A 24712-nucleotide genomic window follows, 5' to 3' on the forward strand; every position below is an offset into this window, starting at 1 on the left:
TAAGAAAATTATGGATGTAAATATTGGATTGATTATCTGGAAAGAGGTGAAAGCGAGATTGATACAGAGGGATCAGTTTGCTGAGGATATCGGGGTTTCGCGACATAAACTGGATAAAATCATGAAAGAATCGTCAATAGACACTGAAATCCTTCGCCGCATTTCTGCTGTGCTGGGCGTTAATCTTTTTGAACACTTTATACAGGATCAGGAATTAAGCAAATTCAATATTTCTCAAAAACAATTAAATATCAGCGAGCACAAAAAACTCATCGACCTTCTGGATGAGAAAAATGAACTGCTCCGTTTAAACGAGGCCACTATAAAAAACCAGGCCCGGACTATTAAAATACTGGAAACGATTACCAAACGATAAGTACAACAGTTATTAAAGCGAATGCCATAAAATAAATACTGCCCGCAACAGGTAAATTTATTTTATGGCATTTTAAGTATCCGATTGCGTTTATAGCTTAAACTGAAGCGTTAAATAATACGTTCTCGGATCAGAAGGTAGAATCCCCGGACCTGGATAACCATCTGCCCTTCTGGTAAAATATTTCTCATTTAACAGGTTATTAATACTTCCTGATAGCGTAAACCATTTCCAGTTGTAACTGGCGCTTAAATCCATCACATTATAAGCCGGCACAACACCATCCACGGCACGTTCGGTAAACTCAGCATTTGTAGCATCCGAATATTGTTTGGCCACATGCGAAAATTGTAAAGACACATCATATTTTTTTGCGCCAAATGACAATCCTGTTCTAAACAACAACGGAGGTACAAATTCTACCAGTTTATCCTTTATCGCGGTTTCCTGGGTATTGATGTAACGGGCATCGATCAGGGCGAGGTTACTGTAGGCCGATAAATGGTATTTGCTTTCTGCATTAATCAGTTTCATAAAGTCGGCCTCTATCAAACTTTCAAAACCAATGTTCCGGCTATCTGCCACATTGGTTCGGAAGCGATAAGTTTCGGTCAGGTCTTCGCTTTTTACATTTAACGACCCAATCCTGTCGTTGTATTTTAAGTAGAAAACGCTCAGGTCATAAGAAAGCCAGCCTTTTAACTTCCCCCTGATCCCGCCATCGGCAGTGTACCCTTTTTCATCCCTCAGTAACGAATCAACCCTTGCATTCTGGTTAAGCACCCTGATATCGTTAAAATTTACCGAACGGTAGTTCTGCGAGATGTTGGCATAAATTTCTACTTCCTTAGCAGGCCTGAAAGAGGAACCTATACCAAAGAAAACAAACGATCTTCCGTTTTGCTTACTTTCGTTAATTTTTACATTGGGAACAAAACGCTGGATTTTATAATAATATCCGTTGGCCTCATTAGAAATATATTCGAACCTTGCTCCGGGAGTAATGCTCCATTTATCATTAATCTGAAAAATATTTTCGGTAAAAACAGATAGGTTTTGCCCCGGAAAACGGTACTGCGAACTGCTGGGTTCGCCGTTTAAAAAATCAAAAGCGGCTCCACTGCCAGCATCGGCATTGCCCTGGTTGCGAAGGGTAAGTCCGTGATAAGCCCTTACCCCGGTAAGTAAAGTACTGGTTTGTCCGTTAAAAAGTTTATACTGGTGTAATACCCTGAGTTCGGTTCCATAGTTATCATAAGTATCGGCCATCATATCCCTTGCGCCGCCCGGATCGGGCCTGTCTATGTATTGTAGAATGCCCAGTGCATCTCTACCTGCTTTTAAATGATAAGCCATCCAGTTTAACTTTGTACTGGCACTAAAACGATAATCGGCCGTCAAACTCATCAGGTTCCAGTTTACTTTAAACCAGTTCCGATCGCGCACCGAAATTCTCGGATCGGCATTAAAATCTTTGTCGGTTAAGCCTCCAGGCTGTTGGGCCAGGTAATGCATGTAAGTATATTCTCCTGTAAGGCTAAATTTATCGCTAAAAGTATAATTCAGGTGGATATACGCCCCATTTTGGTCAAAATGACTGTTAGGACGGAAATTATCACCACGTTTATATTGGTAATAGGCATAATAATTCAGTTTTTTTACTGTTCCGCCTATACTGTTAAAAGAATTAAAAAAACCGTAAGATCCTGCGGTTTGCCTTGAGGTAACCTCTACAGGTTTATCAATTGGTCCGTTTTTTAATTTAAAGTTGATCATCCCCCCAAACTGGGTTCCATATTGTAATCCTGCTGCACCACGCACAATCTCAATGCGTTCTAAAGCTTCAGTTGGTGGTGTATAATAACTTTCGGGATAGCCAAGTGCGTCGGCACTGATATCGTATCCATTTTGCCGGGTATTGAAATTCGAAACCCTGCTTGGATTCAGGCCCCTTCCTCCTATTCCAAGTTGCACACCGCCACCATCGTATTCCCAGATGTTGATACCGGCAATTCTCCCGTACACCTGCCTGGCATTATTGGTTGCGAGATTGGCGTTTAGATTAGCCAAATTGATGACTTCGGTTTTTTTTGAGGCATAAATGGCTGTTCCTTCCACCTGCCTTAATTTCCCCGAAACCGCTTCGTTTTTCGAAATCACATCTACGTTTTCCAGCTGTGTAGCCGATTCAGCCTCCATTGATATGTCTATCACAATATCCTTCTTCCTCAGCGTAAAATTCCTGATAACTGTTTTTGAACCCACAGCACTTGCTTTCAATTGATATTGACCGCCTGGAACATTGGTAAAAATAAAATCTCCCGCAGCATTGCTCTGCGTTTTAAAATTGGTGGGTAATAAACTAAGGGTAACTCCTTCGGCTGCGCTGGCACCTAAATTAATTCTTCCTTTAACGGTATATTGTGCCTGCACGGTGGAAAGGCCGATAAAAAAGGCAATAATAATTAATATTCTCATTTGTGTGTTTGATTGGAAAATGGTTTAATCCACTTCATGTGCTGCAGGCTTAACTGCTGTTCGCTCAGGTCTACGCTCGAATCGATGAAAGACTGCGAGCGCCTTCCGTTTAAGGCGACATAACCTTCAGCATAAACCTCAGGTTTTTTTATGCCCCTTTTGTGATAGGTATTTTTTAAAAAATGTGCATAACGGACCATCATATCAGGCTGGGTACTCATCATTTTTTCCTGCAAGGGAGTTAAAAACTGCGCATTATCAACCTCCCATGTTTTTCCGTTTCCGGCATCTTTAACGTAAAAAAAGGTATTCCCCGATTTTTCCATCAGCATTACCCTCCAGGAGAAACGATAACCCTCTTCAGTCCAGAATAATGGGCCCGGATAAAATAAAAACCGCAGGGGTAAATACACCTGGAGCAAAAAATAGAATCCCAGAAAAATGGCAAAGCCCCAATTCCGTTGTTTGCTATAGCTTTTATTATCTCCTTCGAATGGTTTTAACCTGAATATTTTGGCCAGTAACTGATCATGATAGGCTGCACTGCAAAATATTAAACTCGATAGCATCATTACGTATGGAAACATACCAATGCCCGGAAAAAATATGGCTGTGCAGGCATGGAATACCATTACTGCTAAAAATGCTAATTTTCTGGTCGCCCGGTTAATCAATAGAAATGGAATGGTCAGATCGTAAGCGGCTCCAAACCAGCTAAACAGGTAGGCTACCCAACTGTAATGCATAATTGAGCCAACCAATGGAAGATGGCTTTTTGCCGGCAGCCATATTTTCATCGGAACAGCATCGATCAGCCAGTCGTAATTTAATTTGGCCAAACCAGCAAAAAAATACACCATGCCCAGTTGTAAACGGATGATACCGATCGTCCAGAATGGCACTTTAGCTATTTGTTTCTTTGGATTGAGCCATACATCGATAGAAAGATACTTCCCTGCCGGTAAAATGATCATCAGCAAGCCAACTATACTCACAAAATAATAATGATTTAGATAATTGGTAACATCAATCAGTTCGACATAGGTAAAGCTTAAAAAAAATGCCGCAGCCGATAACCTGTAAAATAAGCCGAGCATGATTCCTGCTGCAGAAATGGCGATCAGTAAAAATACAAGATGCATTCCCATATCGCCCAATGGTTTTACCCAATCGAAGCCCATATAGGTAAAAAAGAATTTTGGTGTAATGTACTGGGAAGTAATCCAGCCATTAACCCAAAAGCGGATGGTACTGAAAAGCATTAATACCCCGAAAGCAATCCGGAAAGTAATAAGCGGAGAAATGGATACCTCGCGGTTTAAATAAACCTTTAAGGTATCCGGATTCCATTTTAGTGTTTTTGGGGTATTAGTCACCGTCGCTATCCTGATAGGTAATACGTACGCCTGTTGCCGATGCTACGTCGGTTTTAATGAGTGTCAGCAAAATCTGAATGTCTTTATAAGCTGTTTCTACTAAAGGTTTTTGATTGTTTAATGAAGCCGATAAAGGATTTGGGATCGCATTCAGGTCGGCAATAACCAGGTCGAATTGTTTAAGTACATCCTTATTCAGTTGTTCCTTCTTTAATGCAATCAGGTAATCAGAAATTCCTTTTCCATTGCCACCGCCGGTGTACATCTCTTTTAAACCGGTAATGTTTTCGATAGCCAGGCTAAGCGAAATACCTGAATAATAACCTTCGCATTTTTCAGGAAAAATCAATCCACCCGACTGTTTTCCAAATGGCCAGCCAATACGCGGTCCTTTCATTTTGTCCATCTCGTTTGCAAAACGTTCTACCATCGAGCCAATCGGACTACCCACATCGGTTTTGGTATTGGCTACAAAAGTTGCACGGTAAGTGCCTTGCCAATCGGTAACAATGTGTCCTGTTATATCTTTCATTCTTGCCACCACATCCTGAACATATTTTTTACGCTTTTCGCTGCCTGCAGCGCTTAGCTTTTGAATGGCATCCGGAGCAAACAATAAATAATCGAGTGCGGGAAAGCCCTGCTGATTGGTGGTAGAATTTAAGGTAAGGTTATAATTACCGGTAGCAGCATTATTTTCAATGGCATTGATGCCTGCATTGTTATCATTTTCAGGTTCGGCAGGAAGCGTATTCAGGAAGTTATTTTGCAGATAGGTATTTCCTGGCCCAAACTGGATAGAAGAAACCCTTTCGAACTTTTGATAAGCAAGTTTAAATGCTGCCTTTGCCAGGTCCTGATTGGCCTGAGTAGGGCTCGCCAGAAATGCGTTGATTGCAACTTCTAAAGGGCTTAATTGCTGTTGAAGGCCTAAATAAGCAGGAACAATTACATTATCTGCATAATTGGCAAGCATGGCGCTTTTATCAAAACCATTTTCGGTCGGATTTTCCGAATCAGGACTTTTTTTCCCGCAGGAGAAAATCAGCAGCCCTAAAACGATGCCCAGGCCACCCAGTTTGTATATTTTGAAATTCATAATTTCGCTGTTTTTAATCAATTCTTCATTTAACAGCAAACTCCCCGCATAAAAAATGCAGAGAGTTTGCTTAGATATTCTTTATTTTTCCGAAGCTTAGAAGGTTACATTCTGAAGATCGTAAGTTGTTCTTAAAATGCTTTCAGCCTCTTTCAGTTTAGCCAGTCCCGGATCGTCAACCAATGTGTAATAATTAGTGGTGAAGATGCTGACAAGCTTTTGATAATTGGCTTCAGTAAGTTTACTGGTAGACGGACGGAATTTCAATCCGATAATAAAACCATAACCTTCTGAAATATAACCGAACTGATCTCCTTTTTTACCAATAAAATCTGATTTTTGAGGAAGGATTACATAAGCTAAAGCAGAAATGGCATCCAAACGCTCCCAGGTAGTTTTAATGGTAGCAATGGCTTCGTCCCTCACTTTATAATCTTTGGCACCAATAGCAGCGCGACCTTTCAAAAAGGCATCGAATAAGGTTTTACCCGCATTGATCTGTTTTCCGCGTTCAGCCAGATATCCGCCCCATGCACCAGGTTTTGCAGGGAATACCAATGCGCTTAGCGGTGCAACTGTATAATCCAGATCCGGACTGTAGTCTTTAGGTACAGCTAAATAACCGAAAGCTTCATCCCAGTGTTTCTGCATAGCTGTTGGGGTTGCTCCTTTAGGGTTGTTATTGTCATCAGCAGGAACAGCAGCCAATAAATCTAAAGCTTGTTTAAAATACAAAGAACCCATGGTACCTTTGTTAACTGCCTGGTTGTAGTTCATTCCCTCCGGGCCAACAATTACTTTACTACCGTTTACACGGGTTAAGAAACCTGCTGTACCATTAACTGCCGGTACCGTACGCGAAAGGCTGTTAGATGCTACTTTAGCCATATAACCGGTAATTACAGCAGCATCTGCTGTTTTTGCCGCCAGGTTATAACCCAATGAGTTTAAAAAGGTATTTGTTGTAAAAGGATTACCGGTATTATTCCAATAATTTAAAAGAACAGTATTGCTTACCTCAGCCGAAGTTACCGTACCCAGGTAGGTGTTCATTTCATTATACATAATAATGCGGTTTGTAGAACTGCTGTAATCTACGCCGGCAAAATTATACGTTGCAGGGACTGTATAAGGCTCAATAGCTTCTTCTCCTACCTTATCTTTTTTACATGATGCAAGGCTCAAAACTGCAAGGGCTATCAGCGCCGGATGTTTAAAGTATTTGTTTTTCATTTTTATTGATTGTGTATGATTAATTGATTTTTAATTTGTATTAAGTCTAAATAAGCCTTATTCTTGTGCAAAGATTAAAACCGATTCTAAAGTTTTTCTAAAGAATTGGAATTTTTCAGTTTTTTTTTTTTAGAAAATCCAACTAATCATGAAACTATTATTTGTAGAAGACGAGCCCGTTCTGCTGGACGAGATGCTCAGTTATTTTTCTTCGGATGGCAACATCTGCGAGCAGGCAAATGATTATGGCCAGGCCGTTGAAAAAATAAACACTTATGCTTATGATGGAATTGTGCTGGATATAACCTTACCCGATGGAAATGGAATAGACCTGATACCGCAGATCAGAACCTGCCAGATGGGCACAGGAATTTTGATTTTATCAGCAAAAAATTCGCTCGCAGATAAAGTAAACGGATTAAATCTTGGCGCGGATGATTATTTAACCAAACCCTTTTACCTGGAAGAGCTGAGTGCAAGGGTTAATGCACTTTACCGCCGGAAAGCCCTGCAGGGAGAAGAAAACATCCTGTTTGATGGTTTTACGATCGATACCGCGGGAAAATGTTTAATGTACGGAACGGAAGAAATCAAACTCACCAAAAAAGAATATCAGCTTTTAATTTATTTTGTAGTCAACAAAAACCGGGTGGTGAGCAAATCGGCAATCGCCGAACATATCTGGGGAGATAGCTTTGATGAGGCCGATAACTTTGATGTAATTTATGTACACATGATGAACCTCCGGAAAAAACTGATCAAAACAAACGGTACAGATTATATTAAAACGGTTAGGGGCCTGGGCTATAAATTTGTGAGCTGATGAAACTCCTGTCGAGAACCATCATTAACTATTTTTGGCTAACGATATCTGTATTGCTCGTTTCAGGATTCTTGCTTTACGGCTTTTTATACCTGCAGATTTTTGAAGAAATAAAAGAACAACTGCAATTACAGGAGTCGATGGTTGCCAAAGAAATCAGCCAGGGCAGAAAAGTGAATTTTCCGCTCGTAAAAACTGAAGCTGTACCTATCGATCGGTTAATGGTAAATCCGGTTTTTAAGGATACATTAATTTATGATAACATTCAGAAAAAAGAAGAAGGTTATTATATTTTACGCCAGCCCAGATTAATTAACGGGCAGGTGTACATGATTGAGGTTATGACTACGCATATTGGCTGGAGCGGGTACTCGCGAGCCATTCTTTACATTTTTATTTTTATTGCGATGATGTTAACCGTTGTGGGGTCGGGAATGAATTACCTGCAAAACAGGAAAATGTGGAATCCGATGAAAATTAACCTGAAACGGCTTAAAAACTATTCTGTGTCTTCGGGACAGAAACTTGAAATGGAAAGCTCGGGGATTGATGAGTTTAAGGAACTTAACGGTGTAATTTTAGAGCTTGCCGATCGTGCAAAATCAGAATACAGTACCCTGAAAGAATTTACTGAAAATGCTTCTCATGAAATTCAGACACCTTTAACCATTATTCAAAGCAGGCTGGAAAGAATAAGCCAGTTTGATCACTCCCCGGAAATGGCAGGTTATATTTCGGATGTTAAACAGGCCATTAACAGGCTTAGTAAGGTAAATAAAGGCCTCTTATTACTTGCAAAATTAGAAAACAAGGTATTTCCGGATGAAACTTTTCTGGATCTGGCTGAACTGTTAAAAAAGCAGCTCGGGCAGGTAGACGATCTGATCCATCATAAAGAAATTTCTCTCAATATCGATATCGAACCAAAAGAACTGATGGTAAGTGCTTCTTTGATGGAAATTCTAATCTCAAACCTGATATCTAATCTGATTGCTCATTCGCCAAAAGGCGCTACAGCAAAAATAACATTGCAAAAGCATAAACTTTCCTTCGAAAATTCGGGCAATAAACTGCCTTTTGAAGAATCAAAATTATTTAAACGTTTCGGAAAAAACAGCCCTGGTAAAACAGGTAATGGCCTTGGTTTACCTATTGTGCAACAGATATGCTGGCTATATGGATGGCAAATTTCATACAGCTATGCCGCAGGTTATCATATTTTTGAGATAAATTACTAAAAGTATCATATTCGATCCCGAAGATTAGGGGAGAAATCTTTGCTTTGGCTGAGTTGGCGATCCTACTGTTAACCTTAATTCGATTAATATTAGCAGTAATTATTTGCTTTTATCGCTTCTAGTCTAAGCGTCGCGTCATGCTGAATTTATTTCAGCATCTTATTTGCAGGAAAGACCCTGAAATAAATTCAGGGTGACGACCCGTTCATGCAAATGTGCATACAGAACAAGTAAAAGAACATTATTAATCGAACTCAGGTTGTTAGGTCTGTCAATGATAGAAATCCAATATATTCCATTCATTACTTCCCACTTGCTATAAAGGGTTTAGATAAGCTAAGGTTTTGTTCCCGCAAATTGCGGTGATCGCTGCAAAGCCCTTTCCATTAGCCGCTTTATGCCTTCCATAGGCTGTCAGGAAATGAGCGTTCGTTAGTATTATCTGTATTCGCGAATGGAAATAATAAAATTATTTAAGCTGAGTCACAGGAAAATATCTTGTATTTCTAAAAATACAATTATAAAACTAAATAACTCCGCGCAGCAAGAGATAATCATAAATAAAAAGTTAATAATCAAACATATATATCTCTATTGTATTTGTTCCGCATAAAACAAAAACTTTGTATTTTTTTTACAAGACAAATTCGAAGTATAGTTACATTAAATTAATAACTACATTATATACTTACATGTATTACATTTTTATGTAATTTAACCAAACGGTATTTCAGGTAATAAGTGAAAAGCAGGCGGATTTTTTTTTTGCGAATCCGGGAAATGGCTTAATCAAATTCCTGAAATCATTTATGAACTAAAACAAAACATCATGAACTTCTGCAGCGAAAACAAACCGCCTTAGGTTATGCCTGTCTTTTTGAAAATCAGCTAAATATTTCTAACCAAAATGATAAATCGACTATGAAGATTACTTTACCAAAAAGCAATTCTCCTGTTTTAACCAACAAACAGAAATTGCATTTTTTGCCGCAGCTTGTAATGATAAGTTGCTTTATATGCCTCCTCAGTGCATCGGCTTTTGCACAAAGCGTAGTTAAGGGCGTTGTACTCGACAATGAAAAGATGCCGATGGCCGGTGTAACCATCCAGGCAAAACCAGGTACCGCCAAAGCCCAAACCGATGTTGAAGGGAAATATTCCATTACCGTTCCAACAGGTGGCACCCAGCTTGTTTTCAGCTTTGTAGGAATGGAAACACAAACGGTTAGCATCAATAACCAAACGATAATCAATATTACCATGGCTTCCTTAAATAACCTTGATGCAGTGGTGGTTATTGGCTACGCTTCGGTAAAGAAAAGCGATTTAACAGGCGCTGCCACAACTGTTTCGGCAAAAGATTTTAACAAAGGACCTTTAAATGCTCCTGATCAATTGATACAAGGTAAAGTTGCAGGTGTGCAGATGATTAACAATAGCGGTCAGCCAGGCGGCGCTTCAACAGTACGCATCAGAGGTAATTCAGCCATAACAGGCACCGGACAGCCACTGTATGTAGTGGATGGTGTCGCTTTAGATGGAAGATCTGCGAGACCATCAACCAACGCCGGTGTTGGAGGCTTAACCGCCAGCGCTGGCACAGGTACCACACCCGATGGGAATCCTTTAAACTTTATCAACCCCGCTGATATTGAATCGATGGAAATCCTTAAAGATGCCTCGGCAACAGCAATTTACGGCTCGCGTGCAGCATATGGGGTGGTGTTAATCACTACCAAAAGAGGAAAATCAGGCGAAACCAAAATTGATGTGAACGCATCAGCAGGTGTTGGCAGTATTGCCAGAAAAGTGGATGTGCTGACAGGCGATGAATACAGGGCAGCATTGAAAAAATATAACCTCACCGCCGGTGATTTTGGCACCAGTGTTAATGCCCTTGATGAGGTGCTCCGTACAGCTTATAACCAAAACTATTCTGTAGGAATTAGCGGAGGCACTAATGGCAACACTTTCAGGGCCTCATTGGCTTATCAGAACCAACAGGGAATTATTAAAGCATCGGATTTTAAAAAATACAGCGCAGGCTTTAATGGCAACTTTAAATTTTTAGAAAGCAAAAAACTGGGTTTAGATGTAAATATGATCAGCAACCAGTATTTGGAAAATATTGCACCCATTACCACCGATGCTGGTTTTACCGGTAGTTTAATCAGTCAGGCACTATCCTGGAACCCTACCCAGTCTTTTTATAATCCCGACGGCAGTTTATTTATCGATTATGGTTCTACCACGATTAATCCGTTGGCTGCTTTAGCTGCAAATAGCGATAAGGCAAAGGTTTCTACCATTTTGGGTAGCCTATCGCCATATTATAAAATTACGCCATGGCTGGAGTACAGGATGCTGGCCAGCGTTAATTACAGTACGGGTATTAGAAGATCTTCTACCAGAAGTACGTTAAATCTTCAGGGTATTCAACCTGATGGAGCCTTTAAAGGCGGTTTTGCCAGTTATTCAAACACCGAACTGGTAACACAACAATTTACCAATACCTTAAATTTTAATAAAGAGATTGCAAGCAAACTGAATTTAAATGCCGTGATCGGTTATGAATATTCTAATTTCGTTAACAAGGCAGCCATTAATACAGCAACCGGCTTTGGAGATATTGCGGTAGATTATACGGATGCATTTGAAGCCACCCTACCGGTTAACCGCACTTTTGTAACCAGTAACGACCCCACAACAGAACTGCAATCATATTTTGCAAGGGCCATTTTTAACTACGACAGTAAATATATTTTAACAGCCACTTTCAGGGCCGATGGTTCAACCAAATTTGGAGCCAATAATAAATATGGTTATTTCCCCTCTTTCGCTGCCGCCTGGGATGTTAAAAAGGAAAGTTTTTTAAGTGATGCGCAATGGCTTAACCAGTTAAAACTAAGATTAGGCTATGGTAAAACCGGTAATCAGGATTTTCCATCGGGATCCTCTCAACAGCGATTTGTAATCAGGGGTGTTGATGGCTTGGTAGGTATCAATAATGCCAATCCGGATTTAAAATGGCAGGAAGATAAACAAACTAACATCGGTCTTGATTTCGGCTTTTTAAATAATAAGCTAACCGGCTCAATCGACTACTTTAATAAAGTTACTTCAGATCTTTTGTTTCCACAAAGTGCATTTTCGCCAGCGGCACCTAACGGCGTAATTACCTGGTACAATTTAGATGGAGAAGTTCAGAACAAAGGACTGGAAATCAGCCTTAATGCGAATATTATTGATAATGACAATTTATCGTGGTATGTAGGCGGTAATGTTACTTTTATTAAAAATACGGTTAAAAACCTTACCGGATTAATCAGAACAGGCTCTTTAAGCGGTCAGGGCTTAAGTGGTGTAAATCTTGAAGTTATCAAAAACGGATTACCATTATTTGCCATGGTAACCCGAGAGTACAATGGTTTAGATGCCGAAGGATTTTCTACCTATACCGATGATGGATTCACCAAATATTACCTCGGCAATCCCAACCCGAAAGCAATTATGGGATTAAGTACCAGCCTGAGCTATAAAAAATTCACATTCACGGCTAATTTAAACGGTTCGTTCGGGCAGAGCATTTACAACAATACGGCGAACTCGGTTTTAGCCATTTCTAATCTGGGAAACAGAAATATCGCATCAGCGCTTGTTAATTCAGGTATTCAGGAATCATTGGCCAACCCTATTGCTGCTTCATCAAGATATATTGAAAAAGGAGATTACGTAAAATTGGCCAATGCCACCATTAATTACAACGTTGGTAATATAGGTAAAGCCATAAAATCACTAAATATCTATGTTAATGGACAGAATCTGTTCGTAATCACCAATTACACCGGTTTCGATCCGGAGGTAAATGTAAATAAAAGCATCAATGGCGTACCCTCAGCAGGCATAGATTATACGGCTTATCCTACGGTGAGAACTTTCAATTTTGGTGTTAATTTTTCACTTTAATTCAACAACCACATGAAAAATAAATATATCATCAGCTTCGTAGCTGCTACCCTGGCGCTTGCGGGCTGTACCAAACTAGACGAAAACCTAAATGGCCAGGTGAGTTCGGGTTCACTGGGATCAAATGATGTACCCGGATTAATTACAGCAAGTTATACGGCGATGAGGGGTCCTTACCAGGCTCCCTGGAACTGGTCGGCCTTGCAGGAAGTAACCTCTGATGAGGCAATTGTACCTACCCGTGCAGGCGATTGGGATGATAACGGCGCCTGGCGTGCCCTGCATTTGCATAAATGGGCTGCAGATGATGCCAGAATTTCGGACGTGTTCAGGGATTTAAACAGCATTAGTTATGTAAGCACAAATGTACTGGGTTTTAACCCTACTCCGGCACAGGCTGCAACAGCACGTTTTATCAGGGCATTTTCTGAATTTTCGGTTTTAGATGGCTGGGGCCAGGTACCCTACCGCGATCCGGGAGAAGGGGTTACCAAACCATCGAGGGTGAGAAATGCAACCGATGAAATTGCCTATTTAATTAATGAGTTAACTACCATCATTCCGCTGTTGCCAGATGGTCCGGCTAGCCAGGCCAATAAAAATGCCGCCCGGACACTGCTCATGAAGATTTACCTCAATAAAGGTGCTATTTTAAACCGTGCGGCACCAACTTTCGACCCGGCAGATATGGCTAAAGTAATTGCTCTTGCCGATGAAATTGCAACAGGCGGATATACCCTTACCACCAATTATTTTGATAATTTTGCCCCTTCAAATAATAAGTTGTCCACTGAAAATATTTTTACCTCTGAGAACACTGCCGGTGTAGCCGGAAGCGATCTGGATGGGATGTGGAAATGTACTTTACATTATAATCAGAATCCGAATGGCTATAATGGCTTTTCTACGCTATCTAACTTCTACAATAAATTTGAAGCAAGCGATACCAGAAGAGGTGGCGATTATGCCGGACAAACCAATGTTTACGGAGTAAGGGTAGGCTTTTTAATCGGCCAGCAGTTTGACCAGAACGGGGTTGCACTGAAAGACAGGAAAGGTAATCCTTTAGCTTTTACCCCTGAAGTAAGCATTATTGAACGTAATCCGAATCACCTGGAAGTGGCTGGAATCAGGGTTGTAAAATATCCGATTGATTATGCCAATACCGGCTCAAAAAAACCGGAAAACGACTGGGTGTATTACCGTTATGCAGATGTATTGCTAATGAAAGCCGAAGCATTATTAAGAACTTCTCAACCTGGCCCGGCATTAACCATTGTTAACCTGATCAGAACGAAGAGAGGTGCTTCAGCCTTTACCAGTTTAACATTAGATAATTTGCTTGATGAACGTGGAAGAGAACTTTATTGGGAAAGCTTCAGGAGACAGGATTTGATCCGCTTCGGTAAATTTTTAGCGGCCTGGCAGGAGAAACCCGCTAGTGATGCAAAATACCTGGTATTCCCGATTCCGGATAACCAGCTTGGGAACCCGAACCTTGTTCAGAACCCTGGTTATTAAGTAATTTTATCGAAGTCAATATTAGTCGGATCACCTTTTCGATCCGGATTCAGGAAGAAATCTTTAACATATTTTAAAGATTTCTTCCTTTATTATTTATACACGCCTGTTGAACAAATAAAACTTTGTATAAGCTCAAAGGCTTTCATGTTCTTAAATGTTTTACATGATGAAAACCATAACTATAATTTTTATACTTCAACAAAGCATTTTTGAACCATATTACATATAAGCTCAAAGGCTTTCATGTTCTTAAATGTCTTACACGGTGAAAACCCTAACTATAATTTTATACTTCAACAAACCATTTTTGAACCATATTACATATAAGCTCAAAGGCTTTCATGTTCTTAAATGTCTTACATGGTGAAAAACCATAACTATAATTTTTATACTTCAACAAAGCATTTTCGAACCATATAACATATAAGCTCAAAGGCTTTCATGTTCTTAAATGTTTTACATGGTGAAAAACCATAACTATAATTTTATACTTCAACAAACCATTTTTGAACCACATAAGGTTTCATATAAGCTCAAATTGCTTACATATTATTAAATGCTCATCCTTTAAATACAGTGATTATCAGATTTAACATAATTTAAGGTTAAAAAGCAAACAATTTGCACACTTTTATGTATAGGTTAGGATATTAAGCTATTGCACATCGGGTTAACTCAAAAACAAGAAAAAATAGCCTATAAAACATTTGATCAAATAGATGAAAACAGGAACCCAAAAACAATGGCAACAGAGAAAGATTTAAGTGCCAGCCAAAATGAAGTGAAACCGGTTGGGCGTTTTGCTGCCTGGTTTATTACCCTTTATGATGTTTTTAAATTCATAGGCAGGTTTTTTAAAGAAGCCTTTCTCCCACCCTACGAGCTAAAAGAACTGGTAAGGCAATGTTACGAAATCGGTTATCGCTCTGCTTTACTTATTTCTACCACGGGTTTTATTACTGGTTTGGTATTTACAAAACAATCGAGGCCCTCGCTTTCTGAGTTTGGTGCAACCTCCTGGCTTCCTTCTTTGGTAGGAATTGCCTTATTAAGAACCTTGGCCCCCTTACTTACCGGACTTATTGCTGCCGGAAAAGTGGGTTCGAGCATAGGTGCGGAACTTGGTTCGATGAAAGTAAGCGAACAGATTGATGCCATGGAGGTTTCGGCCACCAACCCTTTCAAATTTCTGGTGAGCACACGAGTACTGGCAGCTACCATTACCATGCCCATCCTTACATTTTACACCGCTATGGTAGGCATGCTGGGCGCATTGCTCAATGTATCGGTAAATGAGGGAACAAGTGCCACCACTTTTTTTCAAAGTTCGCTCGAAAGCATTACGTATCTGGATATTATCGCTTCTACCGTTAAGGCCATACTTTTTGGCTTCACCATTGCTATTGTAGGCTGTTATCAGGGCTATAATTCATCAAAAGGCACCGAAGGTGTGGGTAAAGCGGCTAACTCTTCGGTGGTAATTGCCATGTTCCTCATTTTTGTGGAAGAAGTAGTTTGCGTACAGATATTTAGTTTGTTTAATACCTAAGCCATCGGTTATGAGAGAAAAACAATTTACAGACGAAAGTGTGGAAAAAGTGATTGAGATTAAAGGGCTTAACAAATCTTTTGGCAATTACACCGTGCTCGAAAATGCTTCGCTTGATTTATATAAGGGTGAAAACCTGGTGGTTTTAGGTAAATCGGGAACGGGAAAATCGGTACTGATTAAAATTATTATCGGCTTGTTAAAACCTGATTCGGGCCTGGTAAAAGTATTGAACCAGGTGGTGGATGAGATATCTTACGAAGAACTTCTTGCATTAAGGTTAAGGGTTGGTTTTTCGTTTCAGAACAGTGCGCTTTATGATAGCATGACGGTAAGGGAAAACCTTGAATTTCCTTTGGTGCGCAACAGGAAGGATCTGACGAAACAGGAAGTAAAATCATCAGTTGAAGAAATGCTGGATGCCGTTGGCCTATCGCAAACCATTAACCAGATGCCTTCAGAACTTTCAGGCGGACAGCGGAAAAGGATCGGTATTGCCCGGACTTTAATTTTGAGACCTGAAATTATGCTTTATGACGAGCCTACTGCCGGGCTTGACCCGATTACCTCACGTGAAATTAATAAACTGATTAACGACGTACAGGAACGTTACCATACCAGTGCAATTATCATCACCCACGATCTTACCTGCGCCAAAGAAGTAGGCAACCGGGTAGCCATGCTGATTGAGAGAAATTTTGATAGAAAAGGCACCTTTGAACAGGTTTTTAATTCGGGTGATAAACAGGCTCAACCATTTTTTGATTACAATTTTATACAATAACCATGAATGAAAACAGAAAAAAAATAACAGTAGGTATTTTCATCGCCATAGGTATCCTGATTTTCGTACTGGGCATATTTACCCTGGGCAGCCAAAAGAAAACATTTGTTAAAAGTTTTACGCTGAGTGTAGTATTTAACGATATTCAGGGTTTAAAAAAGGGCAATAACGTATGGTTTTCTGGTGTAAAAATCGGTACCATCAAAAAAATTGATTTTTTTGGCACCTCGCAGGTAAGAGTATTGCTTAGTATAGAGGAAGATGTGCATAAATACATCCATAAAGACGCAGGGGCCAGCATTGGTGCTGATGGATTGATCGGAAATAAGATTGTGGTTATCACCGGCGGAAACCCAAAATTTCCTTTTGTAGAAGATGGCGATATGCTAAAAGTGAATACCTCCCTCTCTACCGATGATATTATGAAAACATTACAGGTAAACAATAAAAACCTGGTGGATGTTACCGGCGACTTTAAGATACTGGCCAGAAACCTGATTGATGGCAAAGGTGCCGCTGGTGCTTTATTATCCGATCAGGAGCTTGCTACTAATTTTAAATCGATGGTGGCAAATTTAAACCGTACTTCTATTGCCACTGCGCAAAGTGCGGAACTGCTTGGCCGTTTCGGAAAAACACTGAATACCAAAAACGGACTGATGGATAAAATGCTGACCGATACGGCAGTATTTAGAAAACTCGAGCGTTCTGCTGCTACCTTACAAAAATCTGTAGAGTCGGCATCAAGCCTGGCCGCTAACCTGGATGCTGCATCGGCAAAACTAAAAACTTCAGACAATGCCGCCGGACTGCTGTTAAACGACCAGAAAACGGCAGAACAGGTAAGAACAATTATGTTGAACCTGGAGAAAAGCAGTAAAAAATTAGACGAAGATCTGGAAGCGGTACAAAGCAATTTCCTGCTGCGCGGTTTTTTCAAGAAAAGGGCTAAAGACTCTCTAAAATTAAAAAATCAACAGTAGTTTGTTTAATTAAAGACCTGCTTGGCTCACAAAACAACGAGCTGGGCAGGTTCTCTTTCTTAAGACTTAAAAGCAAGAAAAGTAAGCTGTTATAAATTATTTAACCCTTTCACTATCAATCATTTCAACCTGCTTACCCATCTTTTTTTCTATCACCCTAAAATGGTGTAATTCGTCCGGACTAACGAGTGAGATGGCTTCTCCTATGCTGCCCGCCCGGCCGGTTCTGCCAATGCGATGAATATAATCTTTTGGTGATCTTGGTAATTCATAATTAATTACAAAAGGAAGCTGGTTAATGTCAATTCCTCTTCCCATTAAATCCGTAGCAACCAATATCCTGAGTTTTCCTGATTTGAAAAGATATAAAGCCTCTTTCCTCGCACCCTGGCTTTTTTTGCTATGGATCGCTTTTGCATCGAAGTTATTTTTACGCAGTTTATTTACTACAGCATCGGCAGTATGAACTGAAGAGGCAAATATTAATACCTGCTGCACTTCATGATGATTGATCAGATAACGTAAAAAAGGTCCTTTTTTATCATCTGAAACGATATAAGCCACCTGATTAATCTGATCTATGGAATCTTCCTGACCTTCAATTTTAATTACCAGCGGATCGTGTAACAAAATTTGATGAATCGACCGGATATCGGCACTTAAAGTAGCCGACAATAATATGTTCTGACGATTTTGAGGCAAAAGAGAGATGATTTTATCAACTTCTTCTTTAAATCCCAGGTTAAGCATTTTATCTGCCTCATCAAGCACCAAAGTTTCAATAAGAGATAAGTTCACTGCATTTGAATCCAGCAGTTCTAATAGCCTTCCCGGTGTAGCAACAAGTACATTTACCCCTTGTAACGCAGTCATTTGCGGATTAATGGAAATCCCGCCAAATACCGCTAACGTTTTAACAGGCACAGAAAGTCCTGAGCTAAAAGTCCGGAAAACTTCTTTTACCTGCCCGGCAAGTTCGCGGGTAGGTACCAAAACCAGTACATTAACGTGGCGGTTTTTAAGCTTAGGTGCTTTTTGCAGATTCATCAGCAGCGGCAAAACATAGCTGGCTGTTTTTCCAGAGCCTGTTTTAGCAATACCCAAAACATCTTTTTTATTTAATATTGCCGGTATAGCTGTTTGCTGAATAAGCGTTGGTGCAGTAAAATTCTGATCTGATAATACTTTTAATAAATCCGGAGATAAACCCAGGGTGGTAAATGACATATTATTATTTTTCGCTAAAATAAACAAAAATCATCACTAACCAGATTCTACCTGACACGCGATTCGTATAGAACAACTCAAAATACACTTAAATTGCGACTTAAATAAAATTATCAAACAACCTTATTACCAGCACCTAAAGGTGTTTAAACTAAAAACTTCAAACCAATCGCTTTCGGCAACTGTTGTATTTATTTATGCTTTAATCTATTTATTATGAACAATCACCAGATCATTTACAGTAATCTTCAAGAATTATCCATTAGTAATTATACACTCACCGAAGGTGAGGCAGATATCACAGGCTGGCCGGTAAAGAGCGGCGACAACCGCATTGGCAAAGTGCACGACCTACTTTTTGACCCTGAGGCAAATACCGTTCGCTATGCGATTGTTACGCTTGATGAAGGCACCACAATGGTAGAGGATAAAAAGGTACTCATTCCCATTGGTCTTATCGACCTCGATACCAGTGCAAAAGAAATCCAGACTCCTGATTTTCACCATGAGCAACTGGAAGCAATGCCCAGGTACATTATCGGAGAGGTAACTCCAGAAATGGAAGACAACATCAGGGTGGTTATTGGCAGTCCAGCCGCATTAAAACTGGAAGAAGAAACAGTAGAAATTGACAGGCAAAACTTCTACCGTCACCACCATTTCGATAAGAATATTTTTCCGCAGGAACGAGGCGATAGCTAGTATGCCATTGAATTCATCTTTCCGGAAAATTAGCAAATCAACAGATCGAACTAACATTTCGAAAAATAAAAGAACCTCTAATCATTTGACTTAGAGGTTCTTTTATATTATTAATTTTTACTGCTTTTTATTTACCACTTTTTTTAGCATAGAATTTAATAATCTTAAAAATCAAAAGGCAGCACTTAGGCTGCCTTGTAATCCTCCGTCAGGTTACTACATCAAATAATAGTCTTGCGACTGCTGAATAAATTGTTGGGGTCTTGACAATACGTTTCTTTTATTTCTTTAAGCTTATCGTAACTTTCCTGAAAATAAACGCGTGTTGGAATACTTTCATCTTTAAAACTAATGAAGGCACCATAAGTTGCAGGGATCTCATAATTGCGGCAAACCTCCAGCCAATCCAGAGCACGGTTTACGTAAGGTTGTACTTTTGGATTTTCAACACCATCATTGTCCCACCAGGCCTGATATTGTACGGTATAATAGCATTTTTTATATGCAAAAGAACTACCCTGAGGATATTGACTGGCATTGAAGTTATAATCTCTGTAATATGCACCGGTAATGGCTCCAAGCGTGAAATACGTACTCAGGCGCTGATTGGCACCTTCAATATCCAACAGGTTGGATTCAAGGCTTTCTATCAGTTTGTTTCTTCGTTGAGCGGCAATGTTCTCATCATCAATAACCATGGCAAACCTTGAAGTTATTTTGTGTGGAGCAGGCTTATCCAGCTCAGGCGGAATAGCCTGGAAATGTGGAGGTAAGGCAGCAGTATCATATACACTTTCAAGCCGATGGTTCTTGTGGTGACCTGTATCCCATTTTACAACCCTGTCCCAGGCCGAAAATGTACTCCATTGCCGTCTGTTGTGATCAGGCACGGCCGTTAACTTGCCCGATGCATTGGTAACATTGTTGGATAGTATTGCCGGTATGCTATCTTCAAAGTTGATACTATAATCACCAAATTGTTGTACCGGAAACCAGGTCTCCTCAATAATATTTTGCAGGTTTGCTTCAAATTCATCCTGATCATCAAACTCGCTTTTACTGCCCATGTAATATCCGTAGAAGTAACAATCATGCACAGAATTTTCTACCGGCGTTGTGTCCTGTACATCTTTAAATTTAGCCACCACTTTTAGGTTGGTACCCAGTAAATCTGTGTTTTCATTGTAGTTGATAAGTTCTTCCCAACGTTTAAGAATGTTTACCGCAGGTGGGATATTCCTACCCGGCTTCTGCTCCCAGGCTATAGTAAATTTAGTGGTATAATCAGGCAAGGTGAATGTTTTGTAAATAAGTTCGGTGATGATACCGTAACTCATTCCCCCGCCGCCGCGTAATGCCCATAAAAGTTTGCGGTCTTCTTCATTAAGATCCTGTACCGTGTTGCCTTCATATTCAGGAATAAGCAGGTTGTCTATAATTGTCCGGAATGAGCCATCGCCTAATACGATCGTTACACCGGCCAGACTTTCGCAACCCATGCCTTTCTGGCGTGTCCAGGGGCCCCATCCACCACCAAAGGTAAATCCGGCAATGCGTACAGAATAACAGGTACCATGCGGCAATCCCACATTCTTTGCGTTCATTTGTTTAATGAGATCAATGAACATAATACCCGGCTTTATGGTTGCATAATTCTTGTCTGCCTCGATATCAACGGTCTTCATTTCAGACAGGTCTATTACCAGCGCATCAGTTGCAGAACATTCTCCTTCATGATCATGACCGCCTGACCGCACCCTTAAAGGGCCGTTGTAGTTATTTTCTCTGATGCATTTGATAACTTCCGAAACTTGTACTGTATTGGTGCAAAATACAATTGCAGTTGGCCGAAACTGATAATAGGTATTAAATATCTGTCGCTTATCGTTGTACTCTTTACTGGTTAATGGCGAGTCGAACAGTATTTTCGGCATGTTGTCCTGAGGAAGATATTGTTTTAAAATATCAATGATGTTAAGCAGCGTTACTTCCATAAAATGGTGTTTTTTTAGTTTTTATAAATTGGATGAATTTTGACAGGGCTTATTTTTGATTAGCAGAATAGCATTTTCTGGCTGTTTTAAACGTTCAGGACAGGTAAATTGCCTGAATTTCTTCTCAAAAAAGCAGTATCTTAAATCAAAAAATCAGAATTAGTTATAAAATAATATCTCCGCTTATCCGATAACCAGTCAGATTATTGATGCAAGCTGTAACAGGCGCAGCATTGATACGGTGAAAAATATTTCGGGCAGATAAGCTGCCAAAGCCGCTAAAGGCCAGGATTGTGAAGAGGAGCGTTTTCCTGAGCATGGGATTTTAAATTAGATAAATAAAAGTACAAATTTTATAATAAAAATAAACGTGTAAAATTTATTCGCCCAATGCCTTAAAATTACAAAACCCCTTAAATGTTTAGTTTAAGGGGTATTTGTTGGATTTTGCGTCCTTGTTTCGTCGGGATGGCAGGACGAAAAACTCTCATATAATAAATTGATTATCAGTATTTTATACCTGTATATTTTTAATGGTGCCACAATAAGGGATTGCCATTTTTAGTCCACATTTTAGCTTGCAAAACCACATTTTTACCAGGGCATTTTCCCAAGTACAAAACTGCTTTAACGGAGATAAAGTTAATCAAAATAATGCATTTTAAACCAAATATTTCATCCGTTTTTTTAGATTTTTAGTGGGACAAGAACGCTATTAAAAGACAATGGCATTATAAGTGGAAATTCAATTTTAAAGACCACTTATCGATACAGAAATAAAAGCAATTAAAAATCAACAATTTACGAACAAAAATATACAATTTGAAAGCAAGAACAATATCGGTAGTTATCTCGCCCCTACTGTTAATAACTCTTAATTATTTATCCAGTTGGGGGTCGACAATGGTTCAAATCAGCAATAAATTTATCGCTGATTTAAAGCGAATCGCACAATTGCCTCCGGAATGGCTGTTGGTTGTTAGAGAGGTCTAAATTGATGATATAAATCGGGTAGGAAGACGGATTAAACCGAAAAATTTTGAGGAAAATGGATTTGGATCCGAAGTGTATATTTGTATAAAGGGAGAGGAACTAGATGTTCATCATCCAGCAGTCTAATTAGTGCCCAGTTTCGCCCGAAATAGAGGGTTCACTTTCACCGAAATACACAGGCTTTGCAACAAAAACGCCCCTACAGGATACGATTTATAGTAAATCACCCAACTTTGTAAAACAGGTCAGAATAAGAAATATAAGTTTTGATTTTAAGATACTAGAAAATCTCCATTTCGGTTTCATTAGACGAAGCGACCATTCAACCCAACCCTGCTTTTCAAAATCTTAAAAACCTGTCAAAATGAACCAAGTTTCCTCTTTGAAGCAAAATTTAGTGAACAATATAGGCTTAAAAGATGGGAACTATGGATAAAAACCTGTGGCCACATTTAGCGCCCCCGAATGAGGATATTGTAGATTAATGTACTCAAGCTCAGGCTGTGTCCACCATCACCTGTATGCCAACATTCAGCAAGGCAAAAGGCGCAGACTTCCATGTGCCGAAAAAACAGATATAAATTAAATATACGACGAAACAAATTGATTATAATTTAGGGTGAACCAAATTTATTTGTATGTCCAACCCCAAATCTATTTTTCTTGAAGTGGCGATGCAGCACACATATCCATCGGCAATGTCTAAAAATTTAAAATGATACTGTTTCCCATCAATTTCACCAAAATTCTGTGTTATTTTTAAATTTAAATCTACAAATTTGCTAAGTCCACTACCATCTGCTTTTAAAATTGCCTCTTTTGCCGTCCACAAGCGATAAAAATCCAATAGCCTATTTTCAGAGTATTCCAAAATATCAAATTCACTGTTCGAAAAAAAATCTTTAAAATCATCTATTTTTATCTCATTAATTGCCTCAACATCTATTCCAATTTTCCCTTCAGAAGCTGTAACTAGAGCTATTACATCTCCGGAATGAGTGATATTGAAATCAGCTTTCAAATTTTCAATAAATGGTCGTCCATATTTTGTGTATTTAATCTTCTCCAAAATCCGATCCGTTATTCCGATGTGATTTTGTTTCTCAAGAATGATCATTCTGGCAAGTAAAAATGCTTGCCTATCCTTCCACCTAGTATATTTTCTTATCCTTAGTTGATCACAAGGAGGCAATAGCTTTATCATTTTCCAAAGTTGAGATTCCACTATTTCTTCATTATTAAATGTCCACCATAAATTTATCATAGAAATTTTTTGAGTGATTTGTAAAACAAATCTGCCATTTGCTTTCCATTATCATAAATAAAGAAATGGTTTCCCTGCAGGACATAGAAATTAACAGAAGAACTAGTTTCCTTTTTCCATTTTACAAGATTTTTTTCTGCAAAAGCTTCTTCACTTCCCGTTAATATAGATATTGGAATTTTAAAGGGTTTGGTTTTTTTATAGATATGATTTTGAGTCGCAATAAAATCAGCTCTGATAATTGGCAGGAAATAATCTAAGCTATCCTTATCATTTATAATTTCCTCGGGCATACCTCCAAATGAACGCAAATGGTCAATAAACTCCTCATGAGGAAGCTCAGCACCTAAAGTATTTTTTAGTGAAATGCTTGGTGCTTGGCACCCTGAGAAAAAAACATGTAAGGGCATCTGTTTTCCCTCCAAAATTATTTTCTTAAGGAGCAAATAACATATTTTCCCGCCCATGCTATGTCCGTACAAAACATAATTTGAAGATAAATATGGTATTATTTGCAAATAAAAATCATCAACAATTTCATTTAAATTAGTTAATAATTTCTCGGCGGCTCGTACACCTTTTCCCGGTGAGTCAAAGGAAATATATCTCATTTCAGGTCTGAACTCTTTTTCTAAAAATCTTAACGAATGTTTATTTCCACCTGCGAATGGTAAACAGATTATATTGATAAAATGCATTGCACTATGTTTTTATTATAAATTAAATTTACCTCTAACTGGAAACTTGACTTGTACCATTAATCAAACAATCATGAATATTTCATCATAAATATTCCCTGTCATTATAATATTGTTACTTTTATTCAAAAGATTCGGGTTTATGCAAGTTTCAAGCTAACATTAATTTAAATTTTAATAGAAGAGTATCCATTCGAATTATTGGAAACTAATTCTTCGTAAATTAAATAATTTGCCAACAATTTTATTGTATTAAGCTGAAAAATTATATTTATCCCAAGTTCTATTTTATATTCCTTTCGGATCGCAGATACCAGGCGGATGGCCAGAAGAGAGTTGCCGCCAAGGTCAAAAAAGTTATCCCCGGTCCCGATCTTTTCAATATTCAGCAGGGAAGACCAGATC

At 39.1% G+C, this 24712-nt stretch carries 18 protein-coding genes; 9 read left to right on the forward strand and 9 right to left on the reverse strand.

Annotated elements, in window-relative coordinates; genetic code table 11:
* Window positions 1-10: 10 nt before the first annotated feature.
* Complete coding sequence (locus tag ABD769_RS24005; RefSeq protein WP_344853911.1) at window positions 11-376, forward strand: hypothetical protein; 366 nt, start codon at window positions 11-13, stop codon at window positions 374-376.
* A 90-nt stretch (window positions 377-466) separates the two neighbouring features.
* Here the strand turns inward: ABD769_RS24005 and ABD769_RS24010 are convergent, their stop codons facing one another.
* From ABD769_RS24010 to ABD769_RS24025, 4 genes are all read right to left on the reverse strand, one after another.
* Entirely contained in the window at window positions 467-2854 is a 2388-nt protein-coding gene (locus tag ABD769_RS24010; RefSeq protein ID WP_344853912.1) for a TonB-dependent receptor domain-containing protein, read from the reverse strand.
* Window positions 2851-4230: an HTTM domain-containing protein gene (locus ABD769_RS24015; protein ID WP_344853913.1), complete on the reverse strand. Its 1380-nt coding sequence runs from the start codon at window positions 4228-4230 to the stop codon at window positions 2851-2853. Before ABD769_RS24015 ends, ABD769_RS24010 begins: the two co-directional genes overlap by 4 nt.
* Entirely contained in the window at window positions 4223-5329 is a 1107-nt protein-coding gene (locus ABD769_RS24020; protein ID WP_344853914.1) for an imelysin family protein, read from the reverse strand. Before ABD769_RS24020 ends, ABD769_RS24015 begins: the two co-directional genes overlap by 8 nt.
* 96 nt (window positions 5330-5425) lie before the next feature.
* Window positions 5426-6562 (reverse strand): DUF4856 domain-containing protein, encoded by a 1137-nt coding sequence (locus tag ABD769_RS24025; protein WP_344853915.1) that lies wholly within the window; start codon window positions 6560-6562, stop codon window positions 5426-5428.
* Window positions 6563-6710: 148 nt separating this feature from the next.
* Here ABD769_RS24025 and ABD769_RS24030 point away from each other — a divergent pair, with 148 nt between their 5' ends.
* The 7 genes from ABD769_RS24030 (at window position 6711) to ABD769_RS24060 (ending at window position 17429) form a co-directional block, all read left to right on the forward strand.
* A complete protein-coding gene (locus ABD769_RS24030) occupies window positions 6711-7385 on the forward strand; it encodes a response regulator transcription factor (RefSeq protein ID WP_344853916.1) in 675 nt (224 codons plus the stop codon).
* A complete protein-coding gene (locus ABD769_RS24035) occupies window positions 7385-8623 on the forward strand; it encodes a sensor histidine kinase (RefSeq protein WP_344853917.1) in 1239 nt (412 codons plus the stop codon). Before ABD769_RS24030 ends, ABD769_RS24035 begins: the two co-directional genes overlap by 1 nt.
* 921 nt (window positions 8624-9544) lie before the next feature.
* Window positions 9545-12589: a SusC/RagA family TonB-linked outer membrane protein gene (locus tag ABD769_RS24040; protein ID WP_344853918.1), complete on the forward strand. Its 3045-nt coding sequence runs from the start codon at window positions 9545-9547 to the stop codon at window positions 12587-12589.
* Between the two features lie 12 nt (window positions 12590-12601).
* Window positions 12602-14110: a RagB/SusD family nutrient uptake outer membrane protein gene (locus ABD769_RS24045; RefSeq protein WP_344853919.1), complete on the forward strand. Its 1509-nt coding sequence runs from the start codon at window positions 12602-12604 to the stop codon at window positions 14108-14110.
* 745 nt (window positions 14111-14855) lie between these two features.
* Complete coding sequence (locus ABD769_RS24050; protein ID WP_344853920.1) at window positions 14856-15662, forward strand: MlaE family ABC transporter permease; 807 nt, start codon at window positions 14856-14858, stop codon at window positions 15660-15662.
* Window positions 15663-15672: 10 nt separating this feature from the next.
* Window positions 15673-16446: an ABC transporter ATP-binding protein gene (locus tag ABD769_RS24055; RefSeq protein ID WP_344853921.1), complete on the forward strand. Its 774-nt coding sequence runs from the start codon at window positions 15673-15675 to the stop codon at window positions 16444-16446.
* Between the two features lie 2 nt (window positions 16447-16448).
* A complete protein-coding gene (locus ABD769_RS24060) occupies window positions 16449-17429 on the forward strand; it encodes an MlaD family protein (RefSeq protein ID WP_344853922.1) in 981 nt (326 codons plus the stop codon).
* A 96-nt stretch (window positions 17430-17525) separates the two neighbouring features.
* Here the strand turns inward: ABD769_RS24060 and ABD769_RS24065 are convergent, their stop codons facing one another.
* Entirely contained in the window at window positions 17526-18656 is a 1131-nt protein-coding gene (locus ABD769_RS24065; RefSeq protein ID WP_344853924.1) for a DEAD/DEAH box helicase, read from the reverse strand.
* Between the two features lie 216 nt (window positions 18657-18872).
* Here ABD769_RS24065 and ABD769_RS24070 point away from each other — a divergent pair, with 216 nt between their 5' ends.
* Window positions 18873-19358 carry a PRC-barrel domain-containing protein gene (locus ABD769_RS24070; protein WP_344853926.1) on the forward strand — a complete coding sequence of 162 codons (486 nt, stop codon included), beginning with the start codon at window positions 18873-18875 and terminating at the stop codon, window positions 19356-19358.
* A gap of 221 nt (window positions 19359-19579) precedes the next feature.
* On the opposite strand, the gene ABD769_RS24075 is transcribed toward ABD769_RS24070, so the two are convergent.
* From ABD769_RS24075 to ABD769_RS24090, 4 genes are all read right to left on the reverse strand, one after another.
* Complete coding sequence (locus tag ABD769_RS24075) at window positions 19580-21352, reverse strand: FAD-binding oxidoreductase (protein ID WP_344853927.1); 1773 nt, start codon at window positions 21350-21352, stop codon at window positions 19580-19582.
* Between the two features lie 1600 nt (window positions 21353-22952).
* Entirely contained in the window at window positions 22953-23609 is a 657-nt protein-coding gene (locus ABD769_RS24080; RefSeq protein WP_344853928.1) for a 4'-phosphopantetheinyl transferase family protein, read from the reverse strand.
* A complete protein-coding gene (locus tag ABD769_RS24085) occupies window positions 23606-24307 on the reverse strand; it encodes a thioesterase II family protein (RefSeq protein ID WP_344853929.1) in 702 nt (233 codons plus the stop codon). Before ABD769_RS24085 ends, ABD769_RS24080 begins: the two co-directional genes overlap by 4 nt.
* 167 nt (window positions 24308-24474) lie before the next feature.
* The coding region (locus ABD769_RS24090) for a phosphopantetheine-binding protein (RefSeq protein ID WP_344853930.1) at window positions 24475-24712 on the reverse strand (238 nt) is incomplete at its 5' end.

Source organism: Pedobacter jeongneungensis (genome assembly GCF_039538295.1).
Lineage (GTDB): Bacteria > Bacteroidota > Bacteroidia > Sphingobacteriales > Sphingobacteriaceae > Pedobacter > Pedobacter jeongneungensis.